This is a genomic window from Tenacibaculum pelagium (assembly GCF_014062345.1).
Taxonomy (GTDB): Bacteria; Bacteroidota; Bacteroidia; order Flavobacteriales; family Flavobacteriaceae; genus Polaribacter; species Polaribacter pelagius.
Genome location: NZ_JACGLS010000004.1, coordinates 45844 through 63695 on the forward strand (window position 1 = coordinate 45844; position 17852 = coordinate 63695).

11 protein-coding genes are annotated in these 17852 nt (G+C 32.0%); 3 read left to right on the top strand and 8 right to left on the bottom strand.

Translation table 11 applies throughout. The features are described 5' to 3' along the window. Positions 1-47 precede the first annotated feature (47 nt). On the top strand, positions 48-620 hold the full coding sequence (locus H3Z83_RS09220; protein ID WP_182125199.1) for a DUF3109 family protein: 573 nt from the start codon (positions 48-50) through the stop codon (positions 618-620). A gap of 68 nt (positions 621-688) precedes the next feature. On the opposite strand, the gene H3Z83_RS09225 is transcribed toward H3Z83_RS09220, so the two are convergent. The 7 genes from H3Z83_RS09225 to trxA all read right to left on the bottom strand — a co-directional run bounded on the left by H3Z83_RS09225 (position 689) and on the right by trxA (position 12054). Beyond that, the gene (locus tag H3Z83_RS09225; protein WP_182125200.1) at positions 689-1381 is read right to left on the bottom strand and encodes a fibronectin type III domain-containing protein; all 693 of its coding nucleotides are present in this window, start codon (positions 1379-1381) and stop codon (positions 689-691) included. Continuing rightward, positions 1381-5616: a thrombospondin type 3 repeat-containing protein gene (locus H3Z83_RS09230; protein ID WP_182125201.1), complete on the bottom strand. Its 4236-nt coding sequence runs from the start codon at positions 5614-5616 to the stop codon at positions 1381-1383. Before H3Z83_RS09230 ends, H3Z83_RS09225 begins: the two co-directional genes overlap by 1 nt. 109 nt (positions 5617-5725) lie before the next feature. Further along, on the bottom strand, positions 5726-7063 hold the full coding sequence (locus H3Z83_RS09235; RefSeq protein ID WP_182125202.1) for a deoxyguanosinetriphosphate triphosphohydrolase: 1338 nt from the start codon (positions 7061-7063) through the stop codon (positions 5726-5728). Positions 7064-7066: 3 nt separating this feature from the next. Next, the gene (locus H3Z83_RS09240; RefSeq protein WP_182125203.1) at positions 7067-7765 is read right to left on the bottom strand and encodes a hypothetical protein; all 699 of its coding nucleotides are present in this window, start codon (positions 7763-7765) and stop codon (positions 7067-7069) included. Between the two features lie 65 nt (positions 7766-7830). Continuing rightward, positions 7831-10230 (bottom strand): ribonucleoside-diphosphate reductase subunit alpha, encoded by a 2400-nt coding sequence (locus tag H3Z83_RS09245; RefSeq protein WP_182125204.1) that lies wholly within the window; start codon positions 10228-10230, stop codon positions 7831-7833. A gap of 189 nt (positions 10231-10419) precedes the next feature. Next, positions 10420-11391 carry a ribonucleotide-diphosphate reductase subunit beta gene (locus H3Z83_RS09250; RefSeq protein ID WP_182125205.1) on the bottom strand — a complete coding sequence of 324 codons (972 nt, stop codon included), beginning with the start codon at positions 11389-11391 and terminating at the stop codon, positions 10420-10422. A gap of 303 nt (positions 11392-11694) precedes the next feature. After that, positions 11695-12054, bottom strand: a complete 360-nt coding sequence (trxA, locus tag H3Z83_RS09255; protein WP_182125206.1) for a thioredoxin — start codon at positions 12052-12054, stop codon at positions 11695-11697. A gap of 166 nt (positions 12055-12220) precedes the next feature. Here trxA and H3Z83_RS09260 point away from each other — a divergent pair, with 166 nt between their 5' ends. Next, positions 12221-14377 carry a prolyl oligopeptidase family serine peptidase gene (locus tag H3Z83_RS09260; protein ID WP_182125207.1) on the top strand — a complete coding sequence of 719 codons (2157 nt, stop codon included), beginning with the start codon at positions 12221-12223 and terminating at the stop codon, positions 14375-14377. A gap of 48 nt (positions 14378-14425) precedes the next feature. On the opposite strand, the gene H3Z83_RS09265 is transcribed toward H3Z83_RS09260, so the two are convergent. Continuing rightward, positions 14426-15472, bottom strand: a complete 1047-nt coding sequence (locus tag H3Z83_RS09265; protein ID WP_182125208.1) for a flavin-containing monooxygenase — start codon at positions 15470-15472, stop codon at positions 14426-14428. Positions 15473-15719: 247 nt separating this feature from the next. Between H3Z83_RS09265 and H3Z83_RS09270 the strand changes: the two genes are divergently transcribed. After that, positions 15720-17822: a M13 family metallopeptidase gene (locus tag H3Z83_RS09270; protein ID WP_182125209.1), complete on the top strand. Its 2103-nt coding sequence runs from the start codon at positions 15720-15722 to the stop codon at positions 17820-17822. The last annotated feature ends 30 nt before the right edge of the window (positions 17823-17852 follow it).

Genomic DNA, 17852 nt, shown 5'->3' on the forward strand with positions numbered 1-17852 from the left:
AAATTTACATGAAGTTTATGTAAACTTCTAACTTTAAAATATATTTTATGTTTCAATTAGGAAAAACCATCGTTTCTGAAGACCTTATAGAAAAAGAATTCGTTTGTAATTTATCTGCTTGTAAAGGTGCTTGTTGTATTGATGGAGATGCTGGTGCTCCTCTAGAAGAGGAGGAAACTAAAATTTTAGAAAAAATATATCCAAAAGTAAAGCCTTTTTTGCGCAAAGAAGGTATTGATGCTATCGAAAAACAGGGAACTTGGATTAAAAGTGATTTTGGTGAATTAGAGACTCCTTTGATTAATGATGCTGACTGCGCCTATGTTATTTTTGATGACAAAGGAACAGCTTTATGTGCAATTGAAGAAGCTTATAATCAAGGATTAGTGGATTGGAAAAAACCTATTTCTTGTCATTTATATCCAGTGAGAGTTAAAGATTTTAGTGAATTTTCAGCAGTAAATTACCACAAGTGGGAAATTTGTGATGATGCTTGTTCTTTAGGAAAAGAATTACAAGTACCTGTTTATAAATTTGTAAAACAAGCTCTCATAAGAAAGTTTGGACAGAATTGGTATGATGAATTAGAAAAAATGGCAGAAAAGCATCTAAAAAAGTAATGATATTTTAAAAAATAAAAAAGCACCAAATAGTATTCGGTGCTTTTTTTAATATAGTAAAGTCAGTATTAGTTAACTGTAAAACTCCATACTTGACCAATCGATTTTGCATTCGATGGGTCAATAGAATTTACTTTCCAGTAATATGTTTTCCCACTTTCAACAGTTACTTCTTTTGATTCTGTCGTTAAATTTTCTTCAAAAGCTGAAGTAAAATCAGAACTTTCTCCAAAAAACAAATCATATTTTAAGGTATCATTATCAGAATCTGCTCCTTCCCAAGTTAAAACAACTTGATTAGAAGCATTGGCATCTGTTGATTTTTCATCTGAAGGACTTACCAACTTTGCAGTAAAAGGAGCAGAATTAGTTTCTCCTTCCCCTTTCGTATAAAAAGCATTTACTGAAGATGTTTCTCCTGCTAAACCTTTAGCATCAATAGCAGTAACCCTCCAATATAAAGCAGTTCCTTTATCTAAAGTAATATTTACTTGAGATGTACTCGCTGTTTGAGATTTTACAATATTAGACATTTCTCTATTTTTAGAAATCTCTACTTTATAACTAATGTTATCATTATTAGGATCTGTAGCATCACTCCAATCAAAAGTTATTGTATTATCTATACATAATAAATTTGGTGTTGGATATACCAAGTTCACCTTACTTGGTGCTTCATTAACAGGTTCTTTACTTCCTCCTCCACAAGCAACGAATAAAGGAAGTGAAAATAATGCTATTGTTTTTATTACTTTTCTCATTATTTTAAAATTTTAAAAGTGTTTGTGTTATCATTACCTAATTTAAGAATGTAAATACCCGATTTAAAATCATTAAATGGTATTGATAACTCATTTCCTTGTCTTTGTATATTGTCTTTTAAAACAACCTTACCTGTTACATCAAATATTGTAACTTTAATATTAGATTCAGCGTCAATTGGCAATAATAAATCAATACTATTAGAAACTGGATTTTTCTTTAAGAAAGTATTATCAATAACCATTGAAAACTTTCCTTCACATTCTTTTGCTGTTCCTACCTCTAAAACACCGCTCTTTTGAACTTTTACACTAAACGTTGAATTATTAAATGTATTTACTAAACTTCCATTTAAATAAACATTATAAGGTGCTGTACCAGAATTCATAGTAATCGTATAATCTCTAGATTCTTGATTTTTAGCAGCCCTTAGTGAAATAGCCTCTGATTCAGTAATATTAATTACAAAACATTGCTTATAATCTCTACCATCAACAGTAACACACACTTCATATTCTCCTGGTTTTAAATTTTCATAAGTTGTTGTTGTAGCTGTTCCTGTTATTGATTGAGGTTTTGCTCCATCTAAAGTAACTGAATAGTTAACAAATGTCTCTTTAATAGTAACTATTATTTTTCCATCATCTTCACCTACACATGTTTCAGAAGTAGTTACAACAGAAATATTATCTGGGTTCGCAAAACTAGTATCACATACATCTCCTGTCCCATCATTATTCCCATCTGCTTGATCTGGGTTTGGAGTGTTAATACAATTATCAACATCATCCATTATTCCATCTCCATCGGTATCTTGACAAGCATCACCTACTCCATTTCCGTCTGTATCTTTTTGATCTGGATTTGCTAATGTAATGCAGTTATCATCTGTATCAATAACTCCATCGTCATCTGTATCTTGACATACATCTCCTATTCCATTACCGTCAGTATCTTTTTGATCTGGATTTGCTACTGAAGGGCAATTATCGTCAATATCTAATATGGTATCATCATCAGAATCTTGACAAACGTCACCTATTCCATCATTATTGAAATCTTTTTGATCTGGGTTTTTAACATTTATACAATTATCAATATCATCAGTAACACCATCTCCATCTGTGTCTTGGCAAACATCTCCTATTCCATTACCGTCAGTGTCTTTCTGATCAGCATTTTGTTTTTCAGGGCAATTGTCATTAATATCTAAAACTCCATCTCCATCTGTGTCTTGACAAACATCTCCTATTCCATTACCATCAGTATCTTTCTGATCAGCATTTGCTGTCGAAGGACAATTATCATCATTATTATTAACACCATCTCCATCTTCATCCTCATTTGGTGATAAAAATTTACCTGAAAAAATACCTCTTCCATAAGTTGCTGCAAAAACAATATTATCATCTCTCAAGTCTAAATCTAATACAGGCACATTACTCATACCATTTTGAGATCGTTTCCAATTAGGAGAATTTGAATCAAAATTGTTAGTCTTCCAAACACCTAAATTAGTACCAATTATTACTTCTTTTGTATTATAAGGACTTTGTAAAATAGATTTAACAGGAATATCAGGTAAATCTCCTTCTTTACTCACCCAGTTTGTTCCTCCATTATTACTATACCAAACACTTTTTACACCATAATTATGCATGGTAACAAAAATTTCATTTTCATTAGTTCCAAATTCTATATCAGAGATAGATCCAATAAAATTATCTCCAGTAATTTCTGTCCAAACACCAATACCAGAATCAGCATTTTCAACTCTTAGTAATTTACTGTTTTTTAATCCTATATATAATTTACTAGAAGTTGTAGTGAATGGCGATACTTTTAAAGAAGAAGGCTCAGCGTTCATTAAAGAATTTGTTAAATCATTTTTCTCAATTGTTCCTAATAAGCTAGAATATCTTTTAACTATGAAATTTGAACCGCTTGAATAATTAGAATATAAAATATTAAGGTTTGAATCTAACTCTTCTTGGTTAATAAAATCTCCATTAGATGAGTTTTCATCATTTATGGTTATCCAATTAGAAGTATTATAATTAAATAAATTAATTGATTGATTATATACAAAATTTGCAATCAAATATCTATCAGATCCATCAGTATCGAAAAAACTTGCAGCCCCATCTCCACCTTGAGCTCTAACAGAGCTATTAATCCCAGCTGTAGCAGCTTCAATTAATTGAGTACCATTATCCTGAGCTCCAGCTAAAAAATATTCATTATTATTAAACGCGGATCTAGGTGCAACACCAATAGTATAAAATTGAAGAGTATTATAATTTTTATTTCTAGCATCAATGCTTGTTCCTGAATCGTTAGAAAAATAGACACCTCCATCATTACCAAAAATCATTCTTGATGAAGAAGCAAAAGCTAAACCATGTTGATCAGCATGAACTGTTGGTATAGATAAAGCAGCTAAATTATTATTGTTAGACCATTTTGATATTTGATTCCATGAAGTACCTCCATCTACTGATTTAAATAAATCAATACCCCCTATATAAATAACATCCTCATTATTAGGGTCTACTTTTAATAGTAAATCATAAAACGCTTGTCCTCTAGTAAAATCATTCGCTGGTATTCCATTATCTGCATCATTTGGTAAAGTCAATTCATTTACATTTATCAAGTCATTTGTTGTTTTATATATTTTTACAGGTGCACTAGATACAGTTGTTTGCGCCAATATATATATCACTCCTGGATTCGAAGGGGAAAGAGCAATTTCTGTCCTATTACCATTAGGTACGGTATGTTTTAGATTAAAGTTTATTCCATCAGTAGATTTAAAAATAGCTCCTCCACCATCTCCATAGGTGAAACTTCTAGTAGAACTTAAATAAATTGAGTTATCTGATGCTATCTCTAAATTGTTAGGTTCATATTCATTTCCTGCTCCTGTTTTTGGAATATCTAATTTTGAGAAATTAACTCCGTCTATTGACTTATACATTCCCATACTATCACCACCTATGGATGCTCCTCCAGTATATCCTGCTTCACCAGCGGCAACATAAACTTCTGAAACCCCATTATTATTTCTAACAATAACATCATTTATATGTTGAACTCCAGGTACTAATGTAGCATTTGAAGCATTATTGCTTGTTCTACTTAATGTTCCATTAACAACCCCAGCTGAAAGAGCATTAATAATTACATCACCATCTTCTTTACTAACCATCACCGAAGGTATAGTAACTGTAGCATCAGTACCAGCCATATTAAAAGGAGCGCCTGCAACATTATTTACAATAATTATAGCAACAGCACCAGCATCTTGAGCATTTTTTGCTTTAGCGGTAAAATTACAAGAACCTCTTCTTGCTACTGCTATTTTACCATTTAATAAACTAGCATTAGTTACAGCTTCACAACCATCATCTGTATTACCAGTCCCATCACTAACGAGTATCAAATCTTTAGTGATATCAGATGTAATAACCCCTCCAAAATTAGTAGTTCTAATAGAAATATAATCCCCTGTAATTCCTGCTGGTGAATTTATAGTTAATTTAGAATTAGCATCTAAAAAACTTTCTCCAGTAACGCCTCCAAAAATATTCTTCCAGGTATTACCTCCATCAACTGATTTCCACAAACCATCACCGTTAATATTACCATTTACATAAGATTCTCCAGTACCCACATAAAATATTTTAGAATTGTTAGGATCCACTGCTATACAAGAAACTGCTAGGTTTTCAGGTATACCAACACGAACCCATTTATTATTTGCATCAGATATTTTAGTGTTTTTCCACAAACCTCCACTAACACCCCCTGCAAAAACAGTTTCATTGGTAGAATCATTCGGGTCAAAGATTAACGCTCTGGTTCTTCCTCCAACATTATCTGGACCTCTTTCAACCCAGCTATTATCTACTTCTCCGGGAGCTCTTTGAAATGCATTTTGTTTATCTAATTGTTTTTGAAGTTTAAAAACATTTTCTATATGAGTCCTTCCAGTAGCAGGATTAATTTCATTTAAATATTTTTGCTCAAAGTATGCATTTGGCGGTAAGCCTTGTGCTTTTCTTTCTTTTTTAGGAAGTTCTCCTGTTTTTTGATATGGGTGATTCTTTAAAAACTCAGTGTGTTGTTTTCTTAATTTCTCAACTTCAGTCTCATTACTGACCATAGTTTTAAAAACAACACCAAATAAAGTTATAGCTAATAAGCCAAGAAGGAGTATTTTTTTATTCATAATAAAATAGTTAATAACATATATAACAAGTAGGTTTTACTTTACCCTACTTATTTATTAAGAAACGCAAACATAATAAATTAATTAAAAATCAACCTATTAGCAGGTGTTAAATAATATTTCCTTTAATTTTTTTATGTAATCGTATTGCAAATCCATCTGATAAACTGGCAATAAAACCACTTATCTGCATGACTCTATCATATATGTTTTCTTTTTCTTGTTGATATTCTTTAGGAAGTAAATTCAATACTAGTTTATCATAGTTTGATTGATTACCTTCAAATTTATTATTTAAAGCGGTTACAAACACATCTAATAAATCAGCAATAATTTTGTATCCTGCTACTTCCTTCTCAACTACATCTTTACTCCTGTAAATTTTATCAACACTAATTTTAATTATGTCGTTAATCTGTGCTTCATACTTACATTTATCTAATAATGATTTTTCAAAACTTCCGTTTAAAATCGCTTGTTCATTAGCCAAAAAGATATCTACAGCCTCATTAATTAACACTCCAATTGCTAAAGCACGTAAATAACTTACTCTGTCTTTTTTATATTGAAGCGAATGATACTTCTTACTATCAATAGTATCTTTAACCAACTTAATCATATATTCTAAAGCATAGTCTTCGTCGATTAAACCAAGATTAATCCCATCTTCAAAATCTATGATGGTATAACAAATATCGTCTGCTGCCTCTACTAAATATGCTAATGGATGACGGTAAAATGAGATTCCGTCACTTTCTTTTTGTTGTAAGCCTAAATCGTTTGCGACATCTAAAAAAGCTTCTTTTTCAGATTGAAAAAACCCGTATTTTTTATCAACTATATGCTTTGTAGGTTTTTTAGGAAGTGATTCTTTAGGATATTTCATAAATGCTCCTAAAGTTGCGTAACTTAAACGTAAACCACCTTCAGTTCCTTGGTTACTTTCTGTAAGAATTTTGAATCCGTTCGCATTCCCTTCAAAATCAATTAAATCTTGATATTCTTTTTCGGTAAGTTGCTCTTTGTATTTTGCTCCGTTACCTGTTTTAAAGTATTCACCAATAGCTTTTTCACCTGAATGCCCAAAAGGCGGATTCCCGATATCATGCATAACCGATGCTGCAGCTACAATAGCTCCAAAATCGTTAAAAGTGTATCCTAAGTCTTTTAAATTTGGATGACGCTCTAACAATACTTTACCAACTCTACGTCCTAAGGTTCTTCCTACTACTGACACTTCTAAACTGTGTGTTAGTCGTGTATGTACAAAATCGGTTTTTGATAATGGAATTACCTGTGTTTTATCTTGTAGACTACGAAAAGCAGATGAAAATATAATTCTATCAAAATCTACCTCGAACCCTAAACGGGTTTCATCTTGTTTTATTCGTTCTCGCTTTTGTGTATCTCCAAAGCGTTTTAAAGAAAGTAATTGTTCCCAGTTCATAGGTTATAAAAATATTTTATATAATAAAATTCCAAGTGTTAATGTTCCAAAAATAGCATCTAAAATATTATTATCAATGTACTTTTCAATTAATTTGATAAACAAAGCTGTTACTAATATTAACATATATATAACTGTATATATTGGTATAGCAACTACAAAAGCTCCTATATAAAAAACTACTAATAACATTAAAATCCAAATCAATTGAAAGTTAAAAACACCAACATCTTCCATGAGGTAATTTAAAGGTTTAAATATTCTATTTATATCAATATTTAAAATTGGTATGTAGCCTCCTATATAGTAAACTATTGATGGCGCAAATAACAAACTTAACATGTTTATATTTAGAAAAAGATTTTTTCTAGTTTCCTTATGTTTTTGTATCCACGAAATTGAAAAAGCTAATAAAGCAGATAAGATAAATATTGGGGTAATGAATTTTAATAATTCATTTTTTATTTCAAAAGTAAAAATTAATGAAATTGTAGATAATATCAATGAAAATAGAATTCCTTTAATACTTAACTTATTGAGGGTTTTTAAAGTTGTTTTTGGTTTAGTTTCTTTATATAATCTAAGAGCTTTATTTGTGCCATTTATAACACGGTCTATCTTTCTCTTAATTATATCATTTTTTACAACTCTCCTTGCATAAACATATAAACCTACAAAAAAACCAATTATGGATAACATCATTTTTTTTTACTAAAAAAGAGAAACCTTTCGACTTCTCTTTTATCACTTTTAATCTAAATTTTGGTTTAAGAACCGCACATTAAGCAATCATCATCTGGTGCTCCGTTTTTAGAAGCATCTACCATTGCTTTAAATTCTGCTGCACTCATCGGTTTATCTTCCTCAATTGTATCAGCTTTTTTCTCTACATTTAAAGTAAACTGTTTTGCGTTTACAGCAGATTTTGTACGTAAGTAGTACATTCCTGTTTTTAATCCACTCTTCCATGCATAGAAATGCATTGAAGTTAACTTCGCAAAATCAGGGTCTTTCATAAATAAGTTTAACGACTGAGATTGATCGATAAAATATCCTCTATGGCGTGCCATATCGATAATATCTTTCATACTCATTTCCCAAACTGTTTTATATAAATCTTTTAATTCTTGTGGGATTGTATCAATATGTTGAATAGATCCGTTTGCACGCATAATATCTTCTTTCATATTGTTATCCCATAAGTTTAACTCTACTAAATCTTCTAATAAGTGCTTGTTTACAACAATAAACTCACCCGATAACACTCTACGTGTATAAATATTAGAAGTGTAAGGTTCAAACGCTTCGTTGTTTCCTAAAATTTGAGATGTAGATGCTGTAGGCATCGGAGCAACTAATAATGAGTTACGAACTCCATGCTTTTTAACCTCTTTACGTAAGGCATTCCAGTCCCAACGACCACTTAATTCCTCGTCTTTAATTCCCCACATATTGTGTTGGAACTCTCCTTCAGACATTGGTGATCCTTTAAATGTTGAATATGGTTCTTTTGCTTTTGCAACCTCCATAGATGAAGTTACAGATGCAAAGTATAAAGTCTCAAAAATCTCTTGGTTTAACTTCTTTGCTTCATCTGATGTAAACGGCATACGTAACATGATAAAAGCATCTGCTAATCCTTGAATTCCTAATCCTACCGGACGGTGACGTGTATTAGAATTCTCAGCCTCGATTACTGGATAATAATTACGATCGATAACCGTATCTAGGTTTCTAATTACTTTTTTAGTTACTTTAAATAATTTATCGTGATCGAAAAACTTGTTTCCGTTTTCGTCTTCTCCAACAAACATTGGAATTGCGATAGATGCTAAGTTACATACTGCTACCTCATCTTCGGCAGTATATTCCATAATCTCAGTACATAAATTTGAAGAACGAATGGTTCCTAAGTTCTTTTGATTCGATTTACGGTTCGCTGCATCTTTATATAACATGTACGGTGTACCTGTTTCAATTTGTGATTCTAAGATTTTCTCCCATAAATCACGTGCTTTAATAGTTTTTCTACCTTTTCCTGCTTGCTCATAGCTTGTATATAAACGCTCAAACTCTTTACCATAAGTATCATATAAATTAGGGCACTCATGTGGACACATTAACGTCCACTCCCCGTCTTGTTGTACACGTTCCATAAATAAATCAGAAATCCACATTGCGTAAAATAAATCACGTGCACGCATTTCTTCTTTACCATGGTTTTTCTTTAAATCTAAGAAATCATAAATATCAGCATGCCAAGGCTCTAAATACATAGCGAAAGAACCTTTACGTTTTCCTCCTCCTTGATCTACATAACGCGCCGTATCGTTAAACACACGTAACATAGGTACAATTCCGTTTGACGTTCCGTTAGTACCAGCAATATAACTTCCTGTAGCACGGATGTTATGTAAAGACAAACCTATACCACCTGCAGATTGTGAAATCTTAGCTGTTTGTTTTAACGTATCGTAAATACCATCAATACTATCATCTTGCATTTGCAATAAGAAACATGACGACATTTGTGGTTTTGGTGTACCAGCATTAAATAAGGTAGGAGTTGCATGGGTAAAATATTTTTTACTCATTAACTCGTATGTAGCAATTGCCTCATCAATGTCTTCTTTATGAATACCTATAGATACACGCATTAACATTTGTTGCGGACGCTCAACAATGTTACCGTTTAACTTTAATAAGTATGAACGTTCTAACGTTTTAAAACCAAAATAATCGTAATTAAAATCACGGCTGTAAATAATTGTAGAATCTAATTTATCAGCATTTTTCATGATAATATCATACACATCATCAGCCAATAAAGGTGATTTTTTTTCTGTACGAGGGTTAACATATTCGTACAAATCAGTCATCGTTTCAGAAAACGATTTCTTTGTATTTTTATGTAAGTTAGATACGGCAATTCTTGCTGCTAATTTTGCATAATCAGGGTGTGCAGTAGTCATCGTAGCTGCAATTTCTGCCGCTAAGTTATCTAATTCTGAAGTAGTTACACCATCATATAATCCTTCAATAACTCGCATTGCTACTTTTACTGGATCAACAATTTTGTTTAATCCATAACACATTTTTCTAACCCTTGCTGTGATTTTGTCGAACATCACAGGTTCTTTTCTACCGTCTCTTTTTGCTACATACATATGTTTACTGGTTTTAATTTGGTTAAAAGCGTCGCCAAAGCATTACACTTATAACAACTCTTATACGTTAAAATAATTTTGTTTCTTTTTGAAACTATATGGTGCTAAAGTACCGAAGCACTTTAGCAAAATTTACCGCATGTAGGGGTTAGCAGTATTGTTTTATAATTAAATCTTATCGCTTTGCGATTAAAAATCAGCATCAAAACTGATGTCTCCAGTACCTCCAGAAGAAACTCCTGCTTTTTGGTACTCAGAAACTCTTTTTTCAAAGAAGTTTGTTTTTCCTTCTAAAGAAATCATTTCCATAAAATCGAACGGATTAGTAGCTTCGTACTCTTTATCACATCCAAATTCTAATAATAATCTATCTGTTACAAACTCTAAATACTGTGTCATTAATTTAGCGTTCATACCAATTAAACTTACAGGTAAAGATTCTGTAATAAACTCTCTTTCAATATCAAGTGCATCGATAATAATTTCGCGAATACGCTCTTTTGGTACTTTGTTTACCATGTGATGGTTATGTAAATGAACTGCAAAGTCACAGTGCATACCTTCATCACGAGAAATTAACTCATTAGAAAAAGTTAACCCAGGTAATAATCCTCTTTTCTTTAACCAGAAAATAGAGCAAAATGACCCTGAAAAGAAAATTCCTTCAACAGCAGCAAAAGCAATTAAACGCTCAGCAAACGAATCTGACTCAATCCATTTTAAAGCCCAATCTGCCTTCTTCTTAATTGCTGGGAAAACCTCAATAGCTTTAAACAGCTTATCTTTTTCCTCTTCATTCTTTACATATGTATCTATTAATAAAGAATAAGTTTCAGAATGAATGTTTTCCATCATAATTTGGAAACCATAGAAAAATTTTGCTTCAGAATACTGAACTTCGTTTACAAAGTTTTCTGCTAAATTTTCATTTACAATTCCATCAGAAGCTGCAAAAAAAGCTAAAATATGTTTGATAAAATAGCGCTCATCATCTGTTAACTTCGTATTCCAATCATTTAAATCAGAATGTAAATCGATTTCTTCGGCTGTCCAAAAACAAGCTTGTTGTTTTTTATACCATTCCCATAAATCATTATGTTGAATAGGAAAAATTACAAATCTATCTTTGTTTTCTTGTAAAATTGGTTCGATTGCAGCCATGCTTATTTTGAGCTAAATTTAGTTGATGTTTTCTTTTCTTGGGGGAGAAACAAAGATTCAAAAAATTGCTAAAAATTGAAAGCCATACTTATTCACAAATCCCTTGAAGTTTTTAACAAATTGTGTTTTTCTCAAAAAACAACGACATATTTTAAAAAGCTCAAACCCTTGTTTTTAAAGGGATTAAAATTTAAAAAATAGCTTGCGTAGTGATAATCACTGGGTTTCTTATTTTGAGTTGAAACTAAAAAAAAGTGATGCTTTTCAACATCACTTTTTTTCATCATTTATTCAATAATTTTATTACTTCTGCACTTTTAAAACATCAGCAATAATTTGTTCAATTTGTTTTTGAGGTAATGCTCCGTGAGCCATTTGAGGTTCTTCTCCTATCGGGCAAAATAACATAGAAGGAATACTTCTAATACCAAAAGCAGCCGAAAGTTCTGGTTCTGCTTCAGTATCTATCTTGTAAATATTTACTTTGCCTTCATAATCTTTACCTAATTGTTCTAAAACTGGTGCTAATGCTTTACATGGTCCGCACCAATCAGCATAAAAATCTATTAATGCTGGTTTATCTCCTTCAAACTTCCACTCTTTATTTACTTCGTAATTAAATACCTTTTCTAAAAAAGTCTCTTTCGTTAAATTTTCTGTCATTCTTTTATTTTTTACTAATTCTTTGCCTAAAAAATTCAAGCATAAAGGTAGTCGTTTTTATTTCTAAAGATTACAAATGTGCTATTCCTTGTTAAATTCATCTTAAAAAAGAGCTATACTTCAGTTTTTCTGCTAATTTTGAAAGTATTAACTAATCATTTATTCAATGAAAAAACTAATCCTTCCAATTCTTATTGCAAGTATTGCTATAGTATCTTGCAAAAAAGAAGAGCAAACTAAAAAAGAAATTGCGGTGAATTACCCAGAAACAACTAAAAAACCTGTAGTAGATGAATACTTTGGCACTAAAGTAACCGATAATTATCGTTGGTTAGAAGATGATAGAAGTCCAGAAACTGAATCTTGGGTGAAAGCGGAAAACGAAGTTACTTTCGATTACTTAAGTAAAATACCTTACCGTGAACAATTAAAAGATCGTTTATCTGAATTATGGAATTACGAAAAAGTAGGAACTCCTTTTAAAGAAGGCGACTACACTTATTTTTATAAAAACAACGGTTTACAAAATCAGTATGTTTTATATAGAAAAGATAAAGATGGTAAAGAAGAAGTATTCTTAGATCCAAATACATTTTCTGAAGATGCAACTACGTCTTTAGGTTCTGTAAACTTCTCTAAAAGCGGAGATATTGTTGCCTATTCAATTTCTGAAGGCGGTAGCGACTGGAGAAAGATTATCGTTATGAATGCTAAAAACAAAGAAATTATAGGAGATACTTTAGTTGATGTAAAATTCTCTGGAATTGCTTGGAAAGGCAACGAAGGTTTTTACTATTCTAGTTACGACAAGCCTAAAGGAAGTGAACTTTCTGCAAAAACAGATCAACATAAATTATACTACCATAAATTAGGAACAAAGCAAAATGAAGATGCTGTTATTTTCGGAGCAACTGCTGAAGAAAAAAACAGATATGTTGGTGGTTATTTAACTGAAGATGATAAGTACTTAGTGATCTCTGCTTCTACTTCAACGTCTGGAAACAAGTTATTTTTAAAAGACTTAACGAATCCCAATAATAAACTAGTAACTGTTTTAGATAATTACGACAGTGATACATATGTAATTGACAATCGTGATGATAAATTATATTTAGTTACCAACTTAAATACTCCTAATAAGAAAATAGTAACGGTTGATGCTAAAAACCCTACTTCTGATAACTGGAAAGATTTTATCGCTGAAACAGAAAATGTATTATCACCATCAACAGGTGCAGGATATTTCTTTGCAGAATATATGGTAGATGCCGTATCGAAAGTATTACAATATGATTTTGATGGAAAATTAATTCGTGAAGTAAAATTACCTGGAGTTGGTTCTGCTGGTGGTTTCGGAGGAAAAACCGATGCTAAAGAGTTATACTTTTCATTCACCAACTATAATACACCAAGTTCATCATATAAATTCAATCCGAAAGAAGGGACTTATAAAGTTTACTGGAAACCTGCTATTTCTTTCAATTCTGATGATTATGAAAGTAAGCAAGTTTTCTACACATCAAAAGATGAAACAAAAGTTCCGATGATTATTACCTATAAAAAAGGGTTAGAATTAAACGGTAAAAACCCAACTATTTTATATGGTTATGGAGGGTTCAACATTTCATTAACTCCAAGTTTTAGTATTGCCAATGCAGTATGGATGGAACAAGGTGGTGTATATGCCGTACCAAACCTACGTGGTGGAGGTGAATATGGAAAGAAATGGCACAAAGCAGGAACACAATTACAAAAGCAAAATGTGTTTGACGATTTTATAGCTGCTGCTGAATTTTTAATCAAAGAAAACTATACTTCATCTGACTATTTAGCAATTCGTGGAGGTTCTAACGGAGGTTTATTAGTAGGCGCTACCATGACGCAACGTCCTGATTTAATGAAAGTAGCTTTACCTGCTGTTGGGGTATTAGATATGCTACGTTATCATACATTTACTGCTGGAGCTGGTTGGGCATACGACTACGGAACTGCTGAACAAAGCAAAGAAATGTTTGAATATTTAAAAGGATATTCGCCTGTACACAATGTGAAAAAAGAAGCATACCCTGCAACAATGGTTACTACTGGAGATCATGATGATCGTGTGGTACCTGCACATAGTTTTAAGTTTGCTGCTGAATTGCAAGACAAACAAGAAGGAACAAATCCTGTGTTAATTCGTATTGAAACCAATGCTGGTCATGGAGCAGGAACACCAGTTGCAAAAACGATTGAGCAATATGCTGATATTTTTGGATTCACTTTATTTAACATGGGATTTGATCAATTACCAAATCCACCGAAATCTAAAATTAAATCATAAAAGCTGTTTATATATAAACTAAAAACTGCCGCTAATAGCGGCAGTTTTTTATTGAACTTTATTTAAAATATATTTATTCAAATATTTTGCGTCTTTTTTAACTCCTCCTAAAGTAGCAGAACCTCTAGTATACAGCCAAGGTAATCCTAAAAAATACAATCCCTCAATATTATCACTAACACCTCTATAATTCTTTGGGTAATAGTCGTCGTCTAGTTCAATACCGTCTATCCAATTAAAATTAGGTTTAAATCCTGTAGCCCAAACAATATTTTTAATATCATTTATTTCCTGCTTTTCAAAAGTGATAGTTTCTTCATTTGCATCTAATGTTCTCCCTACACAAGTCACATTCTTTTTCTTAAACAAAGTTTTTACATCAGTTCCAATAACTGGCTGCCCTCCTTTGCTTAGTTTTTTACCAATCCAAGAATATTTATGAGCTGTTAAAAACCCTATTTTGCTAAACCACCACCATAAAGTTTTTCCTAAAAACTCTTGAGGAATGGACATAATATTGGTGTTTCCAGAAAAATAAACTGGTTTATCTAAATCAGAAATTTCACTTAATATTTGAACACCAGAATCTCCAGCACCAACTACTAAAGTTGCTCCTTCTTGCAATTGATTAGGACTCTTATAATGTTCGCTATGAATCTGTATAATATCTTTCGATATTTTAGTATGACACTTAGGTGTAAAAGGTTTATGAAACGGACCTGTAGCAATAATTACATTCTTTGCAGTGAACTCTTTTACATCACTTTTTAAAGTAAATACTTTGTTTTCCTTTTTTAAATAGGTGATTTTTTGATCGAACTCAATAGGAATATTGTACTCTTTTACATATGCCTTTAAATAATCAGCTACTTCATACTTATTTGCATAATGTCCTTTTTTATGCGGAAATTTCATTCCAGGAAGATGATTAAACTCCGAAGGAGTAAAAAGCTTTAAAGAATCCCATCTTTTTAACCATGGAGCCCCTGTTTCCGAATTTGCATCTACTATTAAATAATTCGCATTCTGTTTATTTAAATAATATGCTATTGCTAAACCTGCTTGTCCTGCTCCAATGATTATATAATCCTTCATGTATAGTTTTTAACGCTGTAAAACTATGGATTTAAAAAGGGTTTCTATTATAAAAACTCCTTTTGTTAATTTTTGTTAATCTTTTAGTGTCTAAAAGATTACTTTTTTAATTTATCTATCTTTATCATCAATTTTTTACATGTTTTTAAAACCTCTTAAATAAAAAATAGGAGTTAAACTGTAACATTTTTTAACAAAATCACTCTTATTAAGATAAGAGTGTTTAATATCAACCAAAATTTATACAATGAAAACCATTCACAAAATGCTGTTTACAACTGCTGTGGCTTCTTTAGCTATGGTATCTTGTAAAACAGAGCAAAAACCTGAAGAAAAAGTTCAGGGGATTATTTTAGAAAACATGGATACATCTGTAAAACCTACAGATGACTTCTTTAGATACGTTAACGGAACTTGGGTAGACAACACCAAAATTCCTGATGACCAAACTTCATGGGGAGGATTTAACCAGCTACGTAAAAAAACCGATGCAGATGTTTTGGCTATTTTAGGTGATGCTATCGAAAAAAGAGATTTTCCAAAAATGAAAGACGCCGAAGGTAACGAAATTGATTCTGATCAAGAAAAAGCCGTAAACTACTACGAAACTATTATGGATACCGTAGCTAGAAATAAAGCTGGTAAAGCACCAATACAGCCTTTCCTTGCAAAAATTGATGAGATTAAAGACTTAAACGGTGTTCAAGAGTTTATTACAAACATGGCTGCTTATGGTGGTGCTGGATTCTACGGTTTTGGTGTTTTTAACGACCTTAAAAACAGTAGCATGAATGCTGGATATTTAGGTGCTGGTGGACTTGGATTAAGAAGAGATTACTACGTAGATAAAAAAGTAGAGGATAAGCTTAAAAAATATCAAGAATTTGTAGCTAAAATGTTACAAGAGTTTGGTGATGATGAAGCTACTGCTAAAAAGAATGCAGCGAATATTGTTGCTTTCGAAAAAAGTTTAGCAGAACCTAGAATGACCAAAGAAGAGCGTAGAGATACTCGTAAAATGTACAACCCAATGTCGATTGAAGAGTTAACTACTTTAGCTCCTACTATCGATTGGACAGCACATTTAGAAGGAATTGGGGTTAATCTTAAAGGAGTAGATGGAAATAATGGTCTAGAAAAAGTTATTGTTACGGATCCAGGATATTTTAAAGCAATGAGCGAAATCCTTAAAAACCGTCCAGTAGAAGATATCAAACTATTATTACGTTGGAATGCTATCAACAACTCTTTAGGTTTATTATCTACTGATTTAGAAAAAGCAAACTGGGAATTTTATAGCAAAGAAATGCGTGGAGCTAAACAACAACGTCCAAGAGACGAGCGTGCTTTAGGTAACTTAAACGGTGCTATTGGCGAAGCTTTAGGTAAATTATATGTTGATGCTAAATTCCCACCAGAAGCGAAGCAGAAAGCTAAAGAAATGATTGACAACGTAATGTTAGGTTTCGAAAAGCGTATTGCACAATTACCTTGGATGAGTGAAGAAACTAAGCAAAAAGCTTTAGATAAATTACACAAGTTAACTGTTAAGATTGCTTACCCTGATAAGTGGAAAGATTATTCAGAATTACAAGTTAAAGGTTTAAAAAACGGTGGAACTTACTTTGATAACGCTATTAATGTTTCTAAGTGGAACTTTAACAAAAACATGGCTAAATTAGGTAAAGAAGTTGATAGAACTGAATGGGGAATGTCTCCACAAACAGTAAACGCTTACTTTAATCCTGTAAATAACGAGATCGTATTCCCAGCAGCAATTTTACAACCACCTTTCTATAACTATAAAGCTGATGAAGCTGTAAATTATGGTGGAATTGGAGCTGTTATTGGTCACGAGATTTCTCATAGTTTTGATGATTCTGGAGCTCGTTTTGACGGTGATGGAAACCTTAAAAACTGGTGGACTGAAGATGATTCTAAAAAGTTTAAAGATATCGGAGGTAAATTAGTAAAACAATACAGCGATATTATTGCTATTGACAGCATGCACTTAAACGGAGAATATACTTTAGGCGAAAACATTGGTGATTTAGGTGGTGTACAAGCTGCTTACGAAGGATTAAAAATCTTCTTAGAAAAAAGTGGTCGTCCTGCTGATATTGATGGGTATTCTCCTGAGCAACGTTTCTTCCTTTCTTGGGGAACAATTTGGAGAACTAAAATGCGTGATGAAGCTTTAAAGAACTTAATCATGACAAACACACATGCCCCTGGACAATACAGAGCATATATGCCGCTTAAAAACGTTGATGCTTTCTATGAAGCGTTTGATGTTAAAGAAGGTGATAAAATGTATATAAAACCAGAAGAAAGAGTTAGAATCTGGTAGACACGCAGTGTCTTTAAGTATTACAATCAG

Excerpts from the sequence above, each read along its gene's own strand:
- H3Z83_RS09220 (WP_182125199.1), top strand. The coding sequence starts at position 48 with ATGTTTCAATTAGGAAAAACCATCGTTTCTGAAGACCTTATAGAAAAA.
- H3Z83_RS09225 (WP_182125200.1), bottom strand. The coding sequence starts at position 1,381 with ATGAGAAAAGTAATAAAAACAATAGCATTATTTTCACTTCCTTTATTC.
- H3Z83_RS09230 (WP_182125201.1), bottom strand. The coding sequence starts at position 5,616 with ATGAATAAAAAAATACTCCTTCTTGGCTTATTAGCTATAACTTTATTT.
- H3Z83_RS09235 (WP_182125202.1), bottom strand. The coding sequence starts at position 7,063 with ATGAACTGGGAACAATTACTTTCTTTAAAACGCTTTGGAGATACACAA.
- H3Z83_RS09240 (WP_182125203.1), bottom strand. The coding sequence starts at position 7,765 with ATGATGTTATCCATAATTGGTTTTTTTGTAGGTTTATATGTTTATGCA.
- H3Z83_RS09245 (WP_182125204.1), bottom strand. The coding sequence starts at position 10,230 with ATGTATGTAGCAAAAAGAGACGGTAGAAAAGAACCTGTGATGTTCGAC.
- H3Z83_RS09250 (WP_182125205.1), bottom strand. The coding sequence starts at position 11,391 with ATGGCTGCAATCGAACCAATTTTACAAGAAAACAAAGATAGATTTGTA.
- trxA (WP_182125206.1), bottom strand. The coding sequence starts at position 12,054 with ATGACAGAAAATTTAACGAAAGAGACTTTTTTAGAAAAGGTATTTAAT.
- H3Z83_RS09260 (WP_182125207.1), top strand. The coding sequence starts at position 12,221 with ATGAAAAAACTAATCCTTCCAATTCTTATTGCAAGTATTGCTATAGTA.
- H3Z83_RS09265 (WP_182125208.1), bottom strand. The coding sequence starts at position 15,472 with ATGAAGGATTATATAATCATTGGAGCAGGACAAGCAGGTTTAGCAATA.
- H3Z83_RS09270 (WP_182125209.1), top strand. The coding sequence starts at position 15,720 with ATGAAAACCATTCACAAAATGCTGTTTACAACTGCTGTGGCTTCTTTA.